A 15,210-nucleotide genomic window follows, 5' to 3' on the forward strand; every position below is an offset into this window, starting at 1 on the left:
CGCTCCTGGGGTCCACAGCCGATAAAGGGTTCGGCTCCCACCCTATCGAGGGCGGGGGACAGCGAAGAGCCCCGTCCATCGGATGGACGGGGCTCCTGCTGTGGCGATCAGTTCAGGCGATCAGTGGTGACCGTGGCCGCTGGTGATCTCCTTGTACTCCTCGACGGTGGGCTTGGCGATCTGGTTGTTCTCGCCGTAGAAGCCCTTGCTGAGCCGGGCGCGCAGCTTCTGCATCGCGGAGACCTTGCGCTCGACACCGTTCTCGTCGACCGTCGGGCCGATCTCGAGCGGCTCGTACTGCTCGTGCTGGGTGAGCGTGTGCAGCTGCCCGGGAGCGAGCGGCTCGTGGATCTCGACGAACTCACCGTGCGGCAGGCGCTTGATGATGCCGGACTCGCGCCCGTGCAGCACCTTCTCCTTGTCGCGGCGCTGGAGGCCGAGGCAGATCCGCCGGGTGATGATGAACGCGATGACCGGGCCCGCGAAGATGAAGATCCGGATGAACCAGGTGATGGCGTTGATCGACAGGTGGAAGTGCGTAGCCCACAGGTCGTTGCCACCGCCGATGAAGACGATGACGTAGACGGTGATCCAGGCGACGCCGAAGGCCGTCCGGGTCGGGGCGTTGCGCGGGCGGTCCAGCAGGTGGTGCTCGCGCTTGTCACCGGTGACCCAGGACTCGAGGAACGGGTAGACCGCGATGATCGCGAGGACCAGTCCGAAGAGCGCCAGCGGGATGAACACACCCAGGACGAGCGTGTGACCCCACAGGTTGATCTCCCAGCCCGGCATCACTCGGATCAGACCCTCGGCGAAGCCCATGTACCAGTCGGGCTGGGCGCCGGTGGACACCTGGTCCGGCCGGTACGGGCCGATGGACCAGACCGGGTTGATCGTGGCGATGGCCGAGATGATGGCGATGATGCCGAAGACCAGGAAGAAGAAGCCGCCAGCCTTCGCCATGTACACCGGCATGAGGGGCATGCCGACGACGTTCTTCTGGGTGCGGCCGGGGCCGGGGTACTGCGCGTGCTTGTGGTAGACGACGAGGATCAGGTGCGCCACCACGAGACCGAGCATGATGCCCGGCAGCAGCAGGATGTGGATCGAGTAGAACCGGGCGACGAAGTCGTGACCGGGGAACTCCCCGCCGAACAGGAACATCGAGATGTACGTGCCGACGATCGGCACGGACAGGATCGCGCCCTGGGTGAAGCGGATACCCGTACCGGACAGCAGGTCGTCCGGGAGCGAGTAGCCGGTGAAACCGGTGAACATGCCGAGCACGAACAGCAGGAAGCCGAACAGCCAGTTGATCTCGCGCGGCTTGCGGAAGGCGCCCGTGAAGAAGACGCGCATCATGTGCACGAACATGCCGGCCAGGAAGATCAGCGCGGCCCAGTGGTGGATCTGGCGGACCAGCAGACCACCGCGGACGTCGAAGCTGATGTCCAGCGTCGAGGCGTAGGCCTCGGACATCCTGATGCCCTGCATCGGCTCGTACGAGCCGTGGTACACGACCTCGTTCATGCTCGGGTGGAAGAACAGCGTCAGATACACACCCGTGAGGATGATGATGATGAAGCTGTAGAGCGCGACTTCCCCGAGCATGAAGGACCAGTGGTCCGGGAAGATCTTGCGCATGTTGGCCTTGGCCAGGGTGTAGATCCCCAGTCGGCCGTCCGCCCAGTCGGCAACCCGCTCACCGGCGGGCGCCTTGCGATTGCCCGGCGCCGAGGAGCCGGGGGCTTGCGTGGTCGCAGTACTCATCCGCGCTCCCAGAATGCAGGACCGACGGGCTCTTCGAAGTCACCGAGCGCTTCGAGGTTGCCCTCGCTGTTCACGCCGATGCGCAGCTGCGGAAGGGCGTGACCGGCCGGGCCGAAGATGACGCGGGCGCCGTCGGAGAGGTCGAAGGTGGACTGGTGGCAGGGGCAGAGCACGTGGTGCGTCTGCTGCTCGTAAAGGCTGATCGGGCAGCCGACGTGGGTGCAGATCTTGGAGAAGGCCACGATCCCCTCGTGCGCCCACTTGCGCTCGCGCGCGTCCTTGATGTCCTCCGGACGGATCCGGACGATCATCAGCGCCGCCTTGGCGATCTGGTTGTTGAAGTCCTCCGCCTCCTCCGACAGGCCCTCGGGCATGGCGAAGGTCAGCGAACCGACCACGACGTCCTCGGGACGCAGCGGCTGCATGGTGTTCATGTTGATGAGCTGCTTGCCCTGGGCCCACAGCGACTTGCGGAGCTTCTTCTCCGGCAGCGGGCCGAGGTCGCGCAGCAGCACCACACCGGAGAGCGGCACCAGGGCCAGCGCGCCGAACATGGTGTTGCGGATCAGCTTGCGCCGACCGAGCGCGGACTCCTTGGCGCCCTGGGCGAAGTCCGCCAGGACCTTCGCCTTGACCTCGGGAGCGGCCTCGATCGGGTGACGCTCGTCGGCGACCTCCGCGTCGGACATCAGGGTGCGCGCCCAGTGGACGGCCCCGGCACCGATCGTGAAGAGGGCCACGCCCAGGGTCAGACCCAGGGAGAAGTTGAGCACGCTCACATGGCCGAAGGGCCAGATGTACACGATCTTGTCGACCGGGAAGACGACGTACGACGCGATGAAGCCGATCGTCGCCAGCATCGACAGCGTGAAGAACAGGGCGACGGTGCGCTCGGAGCGCTTCGCGGCCCGCTCGTCGATGTCCTGGATGCGCGGCTCGTGGGCCGGCAGCCCCGGGTCGGCGAACGGGTTGTCCGCGACCTCTACCGCGGCGCGCGCGGTGTCCTGCACGGTGGGCAGGTTCTCGTCTGGAATCTCTTGGCTACTCATGACTTCTTGGCCTTAGCGGTGTGGGCCGCGACCCAAACGGCGAGTGCGATCAGGGCGCCGAGACCGAAGATCCAGGCGAACAGACCTTCGCTGACCGGACCCAGGCCACCCAGCGCGAGACCACCGGGGCTCGGGGTGTCATCGCTGTTCACGGCCTTGACGTAGGCGATGATGTCCCGCTTCTGCTGCTCGGGCATCGTCGTGTCCGGGAAGGACGGCATGTTCTGCGGGCCGGTCTGCATGGCCTCGTACAGGTGCTTCGTCGACACGCCCTCGAGGCTGGGTGCGTACTTGCCGTTCGTCAGCGCACCGCCCTGACCGGTGAGGTTGTGGCACTGGGCACAGTTGGTACGGAACAGCTCGCCACCCTTGGCGGCGTCCGCGCCGGAGGGGTCGTACTGCTGCTTGGTCGGCGTGATCGGACCGGCGCCGAGGGACGCGACGTACGCCGCGAGCTGGTCGATCTCGGCCTGGCTGTAGATGTTCTTCTTCTTCGGCACCTGGGCGCCCGGCTGCTGCGCGGGCATGCGGCCCGTGCCGACCTGGAAGTCGACGGCGGCAGAGCCCACGCCGACCAGGGGCGGCCCGTCGGTGGTGCCCTGACCGCCGGTCCCGTGGCAGCTGGCGCAACCGACGGCGTACAGCTTCTTGCCCTCGTCGATGGCGAGGGACTGGGCGGTTTCGTCGGCCTGCGCCTTACTCGCGGGCGCAAACGCGGCATACAGCCCCCCGGTAGCCGCCAGCGCGAGGAGTAGTACGACGACCGCCGCCAACGGATGGCGTCGTCGAGCGGAGAGCTTTTTCACGGATTACCCCGGTGTCAGGATCTTCTGCGTCGATGCTGGATGTGGTTCGGGTCGAGCCCGGTTACTTGATCGTGTGGTTCGGGTCGGGCCCGATCACTTGATCATGTAGATCGTGGCGAAGAGGCCGATCCACACGACGTCGACGAAGTGCCAGTAGTAGGACACGACGATGGCCGAGGTGGCCTGTTCGTGGGTGAACCTCTTGGCCGCGTACGTCCTGCCGAGGACGAGCAGGAAGGCGATGAGCCCGCCTGTCACGTGCAGGCCGTGGAAGCCGGTCGTCAGGTAGAACACCGAACCGTACGGGTCGGAGGAGAGGGAGAGCCCCGCTTCCTTGACCAGCTCGGTGTACTCGAGTACCTGGCCTCCGATGAAGATCGAACCCATCACGAAGGTGATGATGAACCAGGTGCGGAGCTTCTTCACATCGCCCCGCTCAGCGGCGAAGACGCCGAGCTGGCAGGTGAGTGAGGAAAGCACCAGGATCGTGGTGTTCGTCGCCGAGAACGGGAAGTTCAGGTGCCCGGCCATCTCCTTCCAGTGATCCGGTCCCATCACCGATCGCAGGGTGAAGTACATCGCGAAGAGGGCCGCGAAGAACATCAGCTCGGAACTCAGCCAGATGATGGTTCCGACGCTGGTGAGGTTCGGTCGATTGACCGACGGGTGCGCGTGCCCGGTTTCTACTGTCGTTGCTGTCGCCACGACCGACATTATGTCGGTCGCTTATCCCGCCCTCACTCCGGGGGGTGCCGTTCGGTGTGTCAACCGGGTGTGCCCTCCCCTAACGGTCCATGAAACCGCTGTCACGGGCGATGCTGACAGGCCGTCGGGCGGAGTACGATCCGCGCATCGGTTCATGCCCGCCAAGCCCCGCAGACACGGATGTCACGGAGGAACAATGCAGCCGACCGCCACGGTCCTGGTCTACAGCGACGACGCCAACACCCGTGAGCAGGTGAGGCTGGCAGCCGGGCGCAGGCCCGCGGCCGACGTGCCCGAGGTGGAGTACGTGGAGTGCGCCACCCTGCCCGCCGTCCTGGAGGCGCTGGACAACGGCGGGATCGACGTCTGCGTGCTGGACGGCGAGACGGCGCCCGCGGGCGGCATGGGCGTCTGCCGGCAGATCAAGGACGAGGTCTTCCACTGCCCGCCCGTCCTGCTGCTGATCGGGCGCCCGCAGGACGCCTGGCTGGCCACCTGGAGCCGTGCGGACGCCGCGGTGACCCTTCCGGTCGAACCGGTCGAGTTCGCGGACGCACTGGCCGCCCTGCTGCGCAGCAGGCGCTGCGTGGACGCCTGAGGCCCGTCGCACCACCCGTCCTCTCAGAAGGGCAGCGCACTCCCCGGGTCGTCAGACCTGGGGGCGCAGGCGTGCCGCCTGGACCGTGTCCGCGCGTTCCGGCTCGGCGTCATTGCGCAGTGCGCTGCCCTTCTGCCATTTGTCCCAGGACAGGTTCCAGTCGCCGTAGCCATTGTCGAACGGGGTCATCGTCTCGCCCTGGCTGCCGACGACCGTGACGAGGTCGCCCTCGCGCACGGTGTTGAAGAACCACTCGGCCAGGCTGGTGGTCATGCCCGTGCAGCCGTGGCTGACGTTCGCGTACCCCTGCGAGCCGGTGGACCAGGGGGCCGCGTGGACATACTCGCCGCTCCAGGTGACGCGTGTCGCGTAGTAGACCTGCAGGTCATACGAGTCGTCGGAGCCCGCCGCGATGCCGATCGTCTCGCCGCGCATGCGTACGGAGTACTCCTTGGACAGCACCACCTTGACCCCGTTCCGGGTGGCGAAGCCGGGTTTGCCGGTGGTGACCGGAATGGTGTTGATCACTTTCCCGTCGCGCTTGACGGTCATCGTGTGCGCGGCGGCGTCGGTGACGGCCTCGACGCGATCGCCGGTGGTGAGCTTCAGCGCCTTCGTGGGCGCCCCGTACAGGCTGTCGGTGACCTTGATGCCCGCAAGGCCGCTGCTGACGTCGATCCTGGCCCTGGCGGGCCAGTACTCCTTCGGACGGTAGTGCAGGGTCTTGTCGTCGACCCAGTACCAGGATCCGGTGACGGCGGGCGTGGAACGGACGCTCAGGGCGCGCTCCACGACGGCCCTGGCGGCCTTGTCCTTGATGGGGGCGCTCAGTTCCGCGGTGATGGGCTGCCCCACGCCGTAGGTGCCCGCCTTGGGGCCGAAGGCGACCTTCAGCGTCTTCTTCCTGGTGGCGCCGGTCTCGAAGGAGAGCGTGCGGCTGCCGGGGGCGCCGTCGCCGTCCTCCACGCTGACCCGCACGGTGTACCGGTGGCCGGCGGCGAGCGGGGATGTGGAGCGCCAGCGCTTCCCGTCGGCGTCGAGTTCGCCCGCCAGGCGGCGTCCGGTGGCGTCCGCGGCCGTCACGTCCGTGATCCGGCCGTCGTCGTCCTTGACACCGACCTCGATCGGACGGTCGGAGTCCGCCTTCTTGTCGCCCTCCGGCAGGTTGGAGGTGATCTCGTCCCCCGCGTCGTAGGGCTTCGCCGCGAGCGGGTGGTCGTCCGAGGCTCCGCATGCGGTCGCGGCCGCTACCAGGGTCGCGACCAGCAGCGTGCCGCTCACTAGGGGGCGGATGCGCAGCGTGTGGTCCATGAACACACGTTATGGATATTTCATCCCTTTTGGCGCGTCTTGTGCGTGCAAACGGGGGCCCGTACCTCCTTTGGTGGAGAGGTACGGGCCCCCGTCCGGTGGAGCCGATGGATCGGTGACCTCAGGTCACTGGGTGCGGTTCTCGCCGTGGTAGTACTCGAAGACCCAGCCGAGCAGGCCGATGAGGATCATCGGGGCCGAGAAGTACATCAGCCACCAGCCGAAGATGACGCCCATGAAGGCGAGGGTGCCACCGATGGCCAGGGAGAGCGGCTGCCAGCTGTGCGGGGAGAAGAACCCCAGCTCGCCGGCCTCGTCGGCGATGTCCGCCTCCTTGTTGTCCTGCGCCATGGCGTCGACCCGCTTGGCCGTGAAGGCCAGGTAGAAGCCGATCATGACGGCCAGGCCGAAGGCCAGGAGGAGCGTGGTGGTGCCGACCGGCTCCTTCGCCCACACGCCGTAGGTGACGGCCATGGCGAGGATGAAGACGCTCAGCCAGAGGAACATCTTGCCCTGGATCTTCACTTGCCCGCCTCCTTGCCGCCGGCGAGGGCCTTCTCACCCTCGGGGGCGAACTCCAGCTGCTCCAGGGCCGCGATCTCCGGGTGGTGCAGGTCGAACGCCGGGGATTCGGAACGGATCCGCGGCAGCGTGAGGAAGTTGTGCCGCGGCGGCGGGCAGGAGGTCGCCCACTCCAGGGAACGGCCGTAACCCCACGGGTCGTCGACCTCGATCTTCTTGCCGTACTTGGCGGTCTTCCACACGTTGTAGAAGAACGGCAGCATCGACAGGCCGAGCAGGAACGAGGCGATCGTCGAGACCGTGTTCAGCGCGGTGAAGCCGTCGGCGGCGAGGTAGTCCGCGTAACGACGCGGCATGCCCTCGGCACCGAGCCAGTGCTGCACCAGGAACGTGCCGTGGAAGCCCACGAACAGCGTCCAGAACGTGATCTTGCCGAGCCGCTCGTCCAGCATCTTGCCGGTGAACTTCGGCCACCAGAAGTGGAATCCGGCGAACATCGCGAAGACCACGGTGCCGAAGATGACGTAGTGGAAGTGCGCGACGACGAAGTACGAGTCCGTGACGTGGAAGTCCAGCGGGGGCGACGCCAGGATCACACCGGTCAGACCACCGAAGGTGAAGGTGATCAGGAATCCGATGGCCCAGAGCATCGGGGTCTCGAAGGACAATGACCCCTTCCACATCGTGCCGATCCAGTTGAAGAACTTCACCCCGGTGGGTACCGCGATGAGGAACGTCATGAAGGAGAAGAACGGGAGCAGCACACCGCCGGTGGCGTACATGTGATGCGCCCACACCGTCACGGAAAGACCCGCGATGGCGATCGTGGCACTGATCAGACCGATGTAACCGAACATCGGCTTCCGGCTGAACACCGGAATGATCTCGGAAATGATTCCGAAGAATGGCAGGGCGATGATGTACACCTCTGGATGGCCGAAGAACCAGAAGAGGTGCTGCCAGAGCAATGCCCCGCCATTGGCCGCATCGAAGATATGCGCACCGAATTTACGGTCGACCTCCAGCGCGAAGAGCGCGGCGGCGAGAACCGGGAAGGCCAGCAGGACCAGCACACCGGTGAGCAGGACGTTCCAGGTGAAGATCGGCATGCGGAACATCGTCATGCCGGGTGCGCGCATGCAGATGATCGTGGTGATGAAGTTGACCGAACCGAGGATCGTACCGAACCCGGAGAAGGCCAGACCCATGATCCACATGTCGGCGCCGACACCCGGCGAACGGACCGCGTCCGACAGCGGGGAGTAGGCGAACCAGCCGAAGTCCGCCGCCCCCTGCGGGGTGAGGAAGCCGGCCACCGCGACCAGCGAGCCGAAGAGGTAGAGCCAGTAGGCGAACATGTTCAGCCGCGGGAACGCCACGTCGGGGGCGCCGATCTGCAGCGGCATGATCCAGTTCGCGAAACCGGAGAACAGCGGCGTCGCGAACATCAGCAGCATGATCGTGCCGTGCATCGTGAACGCCTGGTTGAACTGCTCGTTCGACATGATCTGCGTGCCGGGACGGGCCAGCTCGGCGCGCATGAAGAGCGCCATCAGGCCGCCGATGCAGAAGAACGCGAACGACGTGACCAGGTAGAGCGTGCCGATCGTCTTGTGGTCGGTGGTGGTCAGCCACTTGACGACGATGTTCCCCGGCTGCTTGCGCCGGACCGGCAGCTCGTCCTCGTACGAGTCGTCTGCTGCCGCGGCACCCTGAGGTTCGTTGAGGATGCTCACAGTTTGTTCGTCTCCGCATTCCTGGCCGGGTCAGTCTGCTTGATGCCGGCCGGCACGTAGCCCGTCTGGCCCTTCTTCGCCAGCTCCTTGAGGTGCGCCTGGTAGCGCTCCGGGGAGACGACCTTGACGTTGAAGAGCATCCGGGAGTGGTCGGCGCCGCAGAGCTCGGCGCACTTGCCCATGAAGGTGCCCTCCTGGTTGGGGGTCACCTCGAAGGCGTTGGTGTGGCCCGGGATGACGTCCTGCTTCATGAGGAACGGCACCACCCAGAAGGAGTGGATGACGTCGCGCGAGGTCAGGACGAAGCGAACGCGCTCACCCTTCGGCAGCCACAGGGTCGGCCCCGGGTTGCCGTTCTGGGGGTTCCGCGTGCCCGGGATGCCGTAGTCGTAGACACCCTCCGCACCCTTGGGGAAATCCTTCCGGAACCTGTCCGGAATGGCGTCGAGCTGTGCGGGGATCTTGCTGCCCGTGGCGGTCGAGCCGTCCACGTTCTCGATGTAGTTGAATCCCCAGCTCCACTGGTACCCGACCACGTTGATGGTGTGGGTCGGGTTCTTGAGTTCGAGGAGCTTCGACTGATCGCGCGCGGTGAAGTAGAAGAACACCGAGACGATGATCAGGGGGACCACGGTGTACAACGCCTCGATGGGCATGTTGTACCTGGTCTGCGTAGGAACCTCGACCTTGGTGCGGCTGCGCCGGTGGAAGATGATGGACCACAGGATCAGGCCCCAGACGAGGACACCCGTGGCGAGCGCTGCCGCCCACGAGCCCTGCCAGAGGGAGAGGATCCGCGGTGCTTCTTCCGTGACCGGCGTAGGCATTCCGAGGCGGGGGAAGTCCTTGTATGTGCAACCGGTGGCGGTTGCCAGGATCAGGCCCGCAGTCAGCACCTGCGGCAGCTTCCGCCGCATCGGGCGCCGCGACGAGCGGTCGGAGCCGTTGGGACTCACGTAGCGCCTTCCCGAGAGTCTCGCCCACGCGGTCGGCGCGGCCGGTCCTTCTGGTCGGTCGCCGCCCTGACGCGGGCAGGGGTTTGGATGTTTATGCGGACCAAACCCTACTGGACGCCATTTGGGGTCGCGCGGGGAGGGTGCCCAACGCGCCGCCCGACTCCCCGAAGGGGTGGAATACGGGCTCATGACCGCTATCTGACGCCCCTTTTCCTGGTGCCGCGGCCGGGTCCCGCGCGGGACCCGGCCCCCGACGGGGCGGGGCGCGCCGCGGCGTGCGGGGGCGCGACACGGAGGAGAGCCGGGGCACGGGACCCGGGCCGCGCCGGGCCGGGACGAGGCGGGCCGGTGCCGCGGCCGGAGAGGTTCGCCGGGAAGCTCACGGCGTCCGGTGCGGTGCGTCGCAGGGCGGAGGATCGCCCTCGTACGGGACGTACCCGGGTGAGGCGACAACGCGGCGAGGTGCCGGGCGTCGCGAGCCGGTGAACCTTTCCGGCCACAGCACTAGTGCCGTGACCGGCACTAGCCTGGCCGCGTGCCCTACTTCGATGCCGCTTCCTCCGCTCCCCTGCACCCCGTCGCCCGCCAGGCGCTGCTCGCCGCGCTGGACGAGGGGTGGGCCGACCCGGCCCGGCTCTACCGCGAGGGGCGGCGCGCCCGGCTGCTGCTGGACGCAGCCCGGGAGGCCGCCGCCGAGGCCGTCGGCTGCCGTCCGGACGAGCTGACTTTCACTCCTTCGGGGACGCTGGCCGTGCATTCCGGAATCTCCGGCGCCCTCGCGGGCCGTCGGCGCGTCGGTCGTCATCTGGTCGTCTCCGCGGTCGAACACTCCTCCGTACTTCATGCGGCGTCCACCCATACGGCGGGGGGCGGGGAGGTCACCGAGGTCGCGGTGGACCGGTCGGGGGCGGTGAGTGCGCCGGAGTTCGCGCGGGCACTGCGTACGGACACCGCGCTGGCCTGTCTGCAGTCCGCCAATCACGAGGTCGGCACCGAGCAGCCGGTCGCCCGGGTCGCGGAGGCCTGCCGGGCCGCGGGGGTGCCGCTGCTGGTGGACGCGGCGCAGTCGCTGGGCTGGGGTCCGGTACCGGAGGGCTGGTCGCTGCTGACGGCCTCCGCACACAAGTGGGGCGGGCCCTCGGGGGTCGGGCTGCTGGCGGTGCGCAAGGGGACGCGGTTCGCGGTCCGGGGACCGGCCGACGAGCGGGAGTCGGGGCGGTCGGCCGGGTTCGAGAACCTTCCGGCGGTGGTGGCGGCGGCGGCTTCGCTGCGGGCCGTGCGAGCCGAGGCCGCGGCGGAGGCGGCACGGCTGCGGGCCCTGGTGGGCCGGATCCGGGCCGGGGTTCCGGAGCTGGTGCCCGACGTGGAGGTGGTCGGCGATCCGGTGCGGCGGCTGCCGCACCTGGTGACCTTCTCCTGTCTCTATGTCGACGGGGAGACCCTGCTGCACGAACTGGACCGGGCCGGGTTCTCCGTGTCCTCCGGCTCGTCCTGCACCAGCAGCACACTGACCCCGAGCCATGTCCTGAAAGCGATGGGGGTGCTGTCGGAGGGGAACGTACGGGTGTCGCTGCCGCGGGGCACCACGGACGAGGACGTGGACCGCTTCCTGGACGTGCTCCCGCGAACGGTCGCGGAGGTGCGGGAGAGGTTGGGCGCGCCCGTGCCGGATCCCGGGGAGGCCGCCGGGGGCGACTGCCTGGTGGTGGACGCCCGGGGGAAGCGCTGCCCGGTGCCGGTGATCGAGCTGGCGAAGGTGATCGGGCAGGTGCCGCGGGGCGGGACGGTGACGGTCCTCTCCGACGACGAGGCGGCGCGCCTGGACATCCCGGCGTGGTGCGCGATGCGCGAGCAGGAGTACGTGGGAGAGGAGCCGGCGGACCGCGGCTCGGCCTATACGGTCCGCCGGCTGACCTGAGATTCCGCCGGGCGGGTCAGCCCAGGTGCGCGCGGACCTCGGCGGCGGCCTCGTCGCCGTACGCCTTGGTGAAGCGCTCCATGAAGTGGGCGCGGCGCAGGGTGTACTCCTGGGTGCCGACGGTCTCGATGACCAGGGTGGCGAGCATGCAGCCGACCTGGGCGGCGCGCTCCAGGCCGACACCCCAGGCGAGGCCGGAGAGGAATCCGGCCCGGAAGGCATCGCCGACGCCGGTCGGGTCGGCCTTGCTCTCCTCGTCCGGGCAGCCGACCTCGATCGGCTCGTGGCCGGCGCGCTCGATGCGGACGCCGCGGGCACCGAGGGTGGTGACCCGGTGGCCGACCCGGGAGAGGATCTCCTCGTCGCTCCAGCCGGTCTTGGTCTCGATGAGGCCCTTCTCGTACTCGTTGGAGAAGAGGTACGTGGCGCCGTCGAGGAGGATGCGGATCTCCTCGCCGTCCATCCGGGCGATCTGCTGCGAGAAGTCGGCGGCGAACGGGATGCCCCGGGAGCGGCACTCCTCGGTGTGGCGGAGCATGCCCTCGGGGTCGTCGGCGCCGATCGAGACGAGGTCGAGGCCGCCGACCCGGTCGGCGACGGACTTCAGCTCGATGAGCCGGGCCTCGCTCATGGCACCCGTGTAGAAGGAGCCGATCTGGTTGTGGTCCTCGTCCGTCGTGCAGACGAACCGGGCGGTGTGCAGGACCTCGGAGATCCGGACCGAGCCGGTGTCGACGCCGTGGCGGTCGAGCCAGGCGCGGTAGTCGTCGAAGTCGGCCCCGGCGGCACCGACCAGGATCGGGTTCGTGCCGAGCAGCCCCATGCCGAAGCAGATGTTGGCGGCGACACCGCCCCGGCGCACGTCGAGGTTGTCGACCAGGAAGGAGAGGGAGACCGTGTGCAGCTGGTCCGCGACCAGCTGGTCCGCGAATCGGCCGGGGAACGTCATGAGGTGGTCGGTGGCGATGGAGCCGGTGACTGCGATGCGCACGGGAAGAGTGCTCCTGCGGAGATCGGGGGGAACGGGATGGACGTGTTCCCGGGGGGCGGCGTGACAGTTCACGCTACCGTTCCCGGTGCGCACCCTGAAGGGGGGAAAACTACCCGATAGTAGGGCTTTCTTCTCCGCGCGGGCGATGCCTACGGTGCCCTCATGTCGAATCACATCGCCCCGCACGAGTCCGAGATCAGCCTGTCCGAGCTGCGCGGTGACTGCGCGCGGATGGCGCCGCACTGGGTGGCCCGCGCGAAGCCCGCCCCCGACCGCGTGGCCCCGGAGCGGATCCACGGCGTGACCGTGCCGGCGGCGTCCGCCCGGCTGGTCGACGGCATGTCCGAGTACGGCGACTGAGCGCCGGGCCCGCGCCTCGGCCGGGGAACCGTGCCCTGGCCCCCGCGCCCTTCGGCCCGGCGCCGGCTGCCGGCCGCGCGGACACGGCCGCCGGGCGCGCGATTCCCCCGGCTGGAGTACGGCGGCCCCGCTCCGGGGAACCGTGCGGCCCTGTGCCCCGTCCCATCGTCGTCCCGACCCCAGGGACGGACGGCAGGCCGGCCGACGGCCTGTGACGACGGCAGCGCAGGCGAAGGAGCGGATCCGGTTGAGCACCGAGCGACCCGACAACGACGTGACCGGCCCCCGGGACGAGGGGAGCGGCGCCCGGCGAGGTTCACCGCGCGAGGATGCTCCGGACGGGGCGCCCGGGAGTGCTCCGGACGCGGCGGCGTCCGCCCGGCCACGGCTCCCGAAGCGTTCCGTGGTCGTGGCCTCGGTGGCGGCGGTCCTGCTGGCCGGGGGCGGTGGCGCGTACTGGGCGGCGACCGCCGCGAACGGCGACGGCGGGAGCGGCGGCGGTGCTGCGGCCGGTGGCGGGGGCTCCGCCCCTCCCCCGCTGGCCCTGGACGAGCGTGCGGACGTTCCGCCGGCTGCGCCGGACGGGCCCCCGCAGGGCATCGCGGTCGGTGAGCCCGATCCGCACGGGGGCAAGGTCGTCCACCGCGTGTCCGGGACGCTGCCGCAGGGGCCGGGCCGCGCCGAGGTGCGCCGTGCGGTGGGCACGGTCACGGCGTCGGAGGTGACCCGGCTGGCGAAGGCGCTGGGCCTGGCGGGCACGCCCCGGGCGGAGGGCACGTCCTGGACGGTGGGCTCGGACAAGGACGGTTCGGGGCCGCTCCTGAGGGTGGACAGGCAGGCCCCGGGCACCTGGACCTTCGCTCGGTACGGCTCCGGGGGCACGGACGACTGCCGCCGGGGTGCGTCGGTCTGTTCGAGCGGGAGCACGGCTCCGGACGGCAGCGGCTCACCGGTGAGCGAGAGCGCCGCCAGGGCCGCCGCGACACCGGTCCTGAAGGCGGCGGGGCTGGACGACGCCGCCCTCGACTCCCGCCAGGTGATGGGCTCCGCACGGGTGGTGAACGCCGATCCGGTGGTGGACGGGCTGCCCACGTACGGCTGGTCGACCGGTGTCCAGGTGGGGCCGGACGGCGACGTGGTCGGCGGCAGCGGGCGCCTGAAGGGTCTGGAGAAGGGCGACAGCTATCCGGTGATCAGCGCGGGCGAGGCGCTGAAGCAGCTGAACGGTTCGTCGTCGCGGACGGGCCGGGGCTCCGGGATCGAAGGGTGCGCCGAACCCGTACCGCTGGAGGGTGACCTGAAATCGCCGGGTGTCCGTTGCGGGACGCGGACCGGGGCGGAGCCGCCGACGACGACGGTCACGATCGACAAGGCGGTGTTCGGCCTGTCGATGCAGCACGTGGCGGGCGAGCCGGCCCTCGTGCCGTCCTGGCTCTTCTCGGTACGGTCCGCCGCGGGCGGCGCGGGCACGACGCTGGCGCGGGTCGCCGTGGACCCCGCGTATCTGGCGAAGGCGAAGGACGCCCCGGCGGCGCCGCCGGGCGAGACGGGCGGCACGTCCGGCGGCTCCCGGCAGATCCAGTCGTACAGCGCCGACGGCCGGAACCTGTCGGTGACGTTCTGGGGCGGGGTGTGCGGCACGTACGCGGCGAGCGCGGCCGAGGACGGGAAGGCGGTGCGGGTGACGGTGACGGAGTCGAAGCAGGAGGGGAAGAAGGTCTGCGTGACGATGGCCCAGGAGCTGACCCGGACGGTGACGCTGGACGCACCGCTCGGTGACCGGGCGGTGATCGACGCGGCCTCGGGCGCCCGCGTACCGGGCGCCTGACGGCCTGGTACGCACACGGCCGTGAACACGGCAGGCTCGTACGCGCGGCCTGTACGCACGGCGAAGGCGGCGGCCCCGGAATCCGGGGCCGCCGCCTTCCGTGTGGTTTCCCCGCCCCCGCCTTCAGGAACCGGCGTCTTCGGGGCTCAACCGCCTTCGCGGCCAGGTGCCTCGGGGCTCAGTTGAAGGAGTCGCCGCAGGCGCAGGAGCCCGTGGCGTTCGGGTTGTCGATCGTGAAGCCCTGCTTCTCGATGGTGTCGACGAAGTCGATGGAGGCGCCGCCCAGGTACGGAGCGCTCATCCGGTCGGTGACGACCTTGACGCCGTCGAAGTCCTTCACGACATCGCCGTCGAGCGAGCGCTCGTCGAAGAAGAGCTGGTAGCGCAGGCCCGAGCAACCGCCGGGCTGGACGGCGACGCGCAGCGCCAGGTCGTCGCGGCCTTCCTGCTCCAGCAGGCTCTTGACCTTCGCGGCGGCGGCGTCGGACAGGAGGATGCCGTCGCTCACGGTGGTGGTCTCGTCCGATACGGACATCTGCTTCTCTCCCGGGGTTGTACGGAGACTGCTTGCCGACGTTGCAACCGTCGGGACCGCGGATTCATTCCGGGCCGAGCGCTTGCCTGTTCCCCTCATGCTCGCACACGGGCCCCTTCAGGGGA

General features: G+C 69.1%; 14 protein-coding genes. 4 read left to right on the forward strand and 10 right to left on the reverse strand.

Translation table 11 applies throughout. The annotated features are described in order from the left end of the window. Positions 1-120: 120 nt before the first annotated feature. From ACFYY6_RS09075 to ACFYY6_RS09090, 4 genes are all read right to left on the reverse strand, one after another. On the reverse strand, positions 121-1,770 hold the full coding sequence (locus tag ACFYY6_RS09075; protein WP_351518520.1) for a cytochrome bc complex cytochrome b subunit: 1,650 nt from the start codon (positions 1,768-1,770) through the stop codon (positions 121-123). Then, on the reverse strand, positions 1,767-2,819 hold the full coding sequence (locus ACFYY6_RS09080; protein ID WP_351518522.1) for a Rieske 2Fe-2S domain-containing protein: 1,053 nt from the start codon (positions 2,817-2,819) through the stop codon (positions 1,767-1,769). The genes ACFYY6_RS09075 and ACFYY6_RS09080 overlap by 4 nt, the downstream gene beginning before the upstream one ends. Beyond that, positions 2,816-3,625, reverse strand: a complete 810-nt coding sequence (locus ACFYY6_RS09085; RefSeq protein ID WP_351518524.1) for a c-type cytochrome — start codon at positions 3,623-3,625, stop codon at positions 2,816-2,818. Before ACFYY6_RS09085 ends, ACFYY6_RS09080 begins: the two co-directional genes overlap by 4 nt. 93 nt (positions 3,626-3,718) lie before the next feature. Continuing rightward, a complete protein-coding gene (locus ACFYY6_RS09090) occupies positions 3,719-4,339 on the reverse strand; it encodes a heme-copper oxidase subunit III (protein ID WP_351518526.1) in 621 nt (206 codons plus the stop codon). A 187-nt stretch (positions 4,340-4,526) separates the two neighbouring features. Here ACFYY6_RS09090 and ACFYY6_RS09095 point away from each other — a divergent pair, with 187 nt between their 5' ends. Beyond that, on the forward strand, positions 4,527-4,928 hold the full coding sequence (locus tag ACFYY6_RS09095) for a hypothetical protein (protein WP_389192334.1): 402 nt from the start codon (positions 4,527-4,529) through the stop codon (positions 4,926-4,928). A gap of 51 nt (positions 4,929-4,979) precedes the next feature. Here the strand turns inward: ACFYY6_RS09095 and ACFYY6_RS09100 are convergent, their stop codons facing one another. The 4 genes from ACFYY6_RS09100 to coxB all read right to left on the reverse strand — a co-directional run bounded on the left by ACFYY6_RS09100 (position 4,980) and on the right by coxB (position 9,453). After that, a complete protein-coding gene (locus ACFYY6_RS09100) occupies positions 4,980-6,239 on the reverse strand; it encodes an Ig-like domain-containing protein (RefSeq protein WP_351518528.1) in 1,260 nt (419 codons plus the stop codon). 126 nt (positions 6,240-6,365) lie between these two features. After that, complete coding sequence (locus ACFYY6_RS09105) at positions 6,366-6,764, reverse strand: cytochrome c oxidase subunit 4 (protein WP_351518530.1); 399 nt, start codon at positions 6,762-6,764, stop codon at positions 6,366-6,368. Continuing rightward, on the reverse strand, positions 6,761-8,497 hold the full coding sequence (gene ctaD, locus ACFYY6_RS09110) for a cytochrome c oxidase subunit I (protein ID WP_351518532.1): 1,737 nt from the start codon (positions 8,495-8,497) through the stop codon (positions 6,761-6,763). The genes ACFYY6_RS09105 and ctaD overlap by 4 nt, the downstream gene beginning before the upstream one ends. Further along, positions 8,494-9,453, reverse strand: a complete 960-nt coding sequence (gene coxB / locus ACFYY6_RS09115; RefSeq protein WP_351518534.1) for a cytochrome c oxidase subunit II — start codon at positions 9,451-9,453, stop codon at positions 8,494-8,496. The genes ctaD and coxB overlap by 4 nt, the downstream gene beginning before the upstream one ends. A 535-nt stretch (positions 9,454-9,988) precedes the next feature. On the opposite strand from coxB, the gene ACFYY6_RS09120 reads away from it, so the two are divergent. After that, on the forward strand, positions 9,989-11,371 hold the full coding sequence (locus ACFYY6_RS09120; RefSeq protein WP_351525855.1) for an aminotransferase class V-fold PLP-dependent enzyme: 1,383 nt from the start codon (positions 9,989-9,991) through the stop codon (positions 11,369-11,371). A gap of 16 nt (positions 11,372-11,387) precedes the next feature. Here the strand turns inward: ACFYY6_RS09120 and ACFYY6_RS09125 are convergent, their stop codons facing one another. Next, positions 11,388-12,362 (reverse strand): carbohydrate kinase family protein, encoded by a 975-nt coding sequence (locus tag ACFYY6_RS09125; RefSeq protein ID WP_351525853.1) that lies wholly within the window; start codon positions 12,360-12,362, stop codon positions 11,388-11,390. A 162-nt stretch (positions 12,363-12,524) separates the two neighbouring features. Between ACFYY6_RS09125 and ACFYY6_RS09130 the strand changes: the two genes are divergently transcribed. Both ACFYY6_RS09130 and ACFYY6_RS09135 read left to right on the forward strand, forming a co-directional pair. Beyond that, complete coding sequence (locus ACFYY6_RS09130) at positions 12,525-12,722, forward strand: hypothetical protein (protein ID WP_351525851.1); 198 nt, start codon at positions 12,525-12,527, stop codon at positions 12,720-12,722. A gap of 247 nt (positions 12,723-12,969) precedes the next feature. Then, entirely contained in the window at positions 12,970-14,550 is a 1,581-nt protein-coding gene (locus tag ACFYY6_RS09135; RefSeq protein ID WP_389192337.1) for a hypothetical protein, read from the forward strand. 178 nt (positions 14,551-14,728) lie between these two features. Here ACFYY6_RS09135 and ACFYY6_RS09140 read toward each other — a convergent pair whose 3' ends face one another. After that, complete coding sequence (locus ACFYY6_RS09140; protein ID WP_148834544.1) at positions 14,729-15,085, reverse strand: iron-sulfur cluster assembly accessory protein; 357 nt, start codon at positions 15,083-15,085, stop codon at positions 14,729-14,731. Positions 15,086-15,210: the final 125 nt, after the last annotated feature.

This window comes from Streptomyces sp. NPDC001750 (assembly GCF_042892615.1).
GTDB lineage: Bacteria > Actinomycetota > Actinomycetes > Streptomycetales > Streptomycetaceae > Streptomyces.

What these genes read in the sequence shown, in the direction of transcription:
- ACFYY6_RS09075 (WP_351518520.1), bottom strand. Translation starts at nt 1,770, where the DNA reads ATGAGTACTGCGACCACGCAAGCCCCCGGCTCCTCGGCGCCGGGCAAT.
- ACFYY6_RS09100 (WP_351518528.1), bottom strand. Translation starts at nt 6,239, where the DNA reads ATGGACCACACGCTGCGCATCCGCCCCCTAGTGAGCGGCACGCTGCTG.
- ACFYY6_RS09080 (WP_351518522.1), bottom strand. Translation starts at nt 2,819, where the DNA reads ATGAGTAGCCAAGAGATTCCAGACGAGAACCTGCCCACCGTGCAGGAC.
- ACFYY6_RS09090 (WP_351518526.1), bottom strand. Translation starts at nt 4,339, where the DNA reads ATGTCGGTCGTGGCGACAGCAACGACAGTAGAAACCGGGCACGCGCAC.
- ACFYY6_RS09130 (WP_351525851.1), top strand. Translation starts at nt 12,525, where the DNA reads ATGTCGAATCACATCGCCCCGCACGAGTCCGAGATCAGCCTGTCCGAG.
- ACFYY6_RS09095 (WP_389192334.1), top strand. Translation starts at nt 4,527, where the DNA reads ATGCAGCCGACCGCCACGGTCCTGGTCTACAGCGACGACGCCAACACC.
- ACFYY6_RS09140 (WP_148834544.1), bottom strand. Translation starts at nt 15,085, where the DNA reads ATGTCCGTATCGGACGAGACCACCACCGTGAGCGACGGCATCCTCCTG.